This window comes from Lutibacter sp. B1 (genome assembly GCF_012524075.1).
In the GTDB taxonomy this organism is placed as follows: domain Bacteria; phylum Bacteroidota; class Bacteroidia; order Flavobacteriales; family Flavobacteriaceae; genus Lutibacter.
In genome coordinates, this window is the sequence record NZ_JAAZUI010000084.1 from 1 (window position 1) to 1,474 (window position 1,474).

The 1,474-nt window shown below is 27.3% G+C and carries 2 protein-coding genes; both read right to left on the reverse strand.

What is annotated here, in order from left to right; translation table 11 throughout:
* Positions 1 to 141 precede the first annotated feature (141 nt).
* The gene (locus tag HGB55_RS14900) at positions 142 to 624 is read right to left on the reverse strand and encodes a hypothetical protein (protein ID WP_168817855.1); all 483 of its coding nucleotides are present in this window, start codon (positions 622 to 624) and stop codon (positions 142 to 144) included.
* Positions 614 to 1,393: a hypothetical protein gene (locus tag HGB55_RS14905; protein WP_168817857.1), complete on the reverse strand. Its 780-nt coding sequence runs from the start codon at positions 1,391 to 1,393 to the stop codon at positions 614 to 616. Before HGB55_RS14905 ends, HGB55_RS14900 begins: the two co-directional genes overlap by 11 nt.
* Positions 1,394 to 1,474 lie beyond the last annotated feature (81 nt).

Genomic DNA, 1,474 nt, shown 5'->3' on the forward strand with positions numbered 1-1,474 from the left:
TGCTAACGGGTTTGAATATGGCAAGTTACGGATTTGAAAACGCAATTTTCCACTATTTCTTAATTAGTTTAAATGTACTAAAATTTTCCTTTTTACAAGAATTAAGCAATTTGCTATATGCGATGTTGTAAAACGTATTTTTTATAAATCTAAAATTCCAAAAGTTTCTGTATATGGAATTTCAATACTAATTATATCAAACTTGGGATTAATTCCATTTTTCAACATTTTCAATGTAGTTTTAGATCTAACATCTGACGTCACAAAATGAGTTATTTCTTTATCTAAATCAGCTTGTGCAAAAAGTTTAGAGTCATTTGGAATTATTGCTCTTGGAGATAATTTTTCAAAACTGATTTTATTTTCGGAAAATAAGACTTTTGCAAATTCTCCAGTTCTTTCAGCTTGCTTAAGATTAAATGGAAGAATTTGAATATTATTTAGAGGTAAATCATCTAATGTACCAAGAACACAGTATTCAGCAATTGAAATAGTTGAGACTTTAAGTATAATCTCATTTTCCAAAAAATATTTATAATATCCAATTGCATTTTTATGAAGAGGGTCTTCATCATTAAGTAACCTTATGAAAAAACTTGTATCAAGGAGAACACTATGCTTCATAATTTCCTCTCAAATTTAATAGCCATTCATCTGGATTAATTTCTTTCCAATTCTTTTTTGCTTTTTGAATTAAACTATTCAAATAATCACTATCAAATTTTGGACTGTAATTTATTAATTCTAAAAGTTTAAGAGACTTTGTGTCAATTTCACCAGTATCAATATTCTGTTTTCCTTTTACTCTAACACCAAATGTTTTATATAAAAGATTTTCTTCGCGTTGCTTTAAAAATTCCTCTCCAGTTTCTATTGATAAATAGCCATAATCATCGGTGTCAAGATGTATATTAGCTTTACTTTTACCTCCAGCATCTTTTAAAATACCATAAAAATAAAGTTCAGCATCAGCCCAAATATTTTCTGTTCTGAAAAATTTAGTTGATGGGTTTATTACTAATTCATAGTCTTCTTTTAAAGAAGTTTTTATTTGAAACTCATAGTTTTTTTGACGAGATAAGTTTTGGATGTTTTCAAGTGCTCTCGCCGTTTTTAATTCTAAAAAGTCAATAGAATTATTCGATTGTACTTGAGATAATACAGCACTAAAACCAATTATTGTTTGTATAGTCGTTTTAAAAATATGTTTAACAGAACCTTCTTTTATGTCATAAGTAATTATAGGTCTATCCTTTTTGTTATTTGGATATAATAAATCCTCCACATTTTGCAGGATTGCTGCAATATGCTTTATATCGTAATTTTCAGGACTTAACTCATCATTTCCTGACTTTCCAACTACACGAATTTCTATTTCTCCTATTTTTTCCACTTTCACAAAGATACAAATATTTGTTTCTCTTTCTAAAATTTTGTTTTAATTCTGTTTTATCCTTAAATATGTTTTACAACG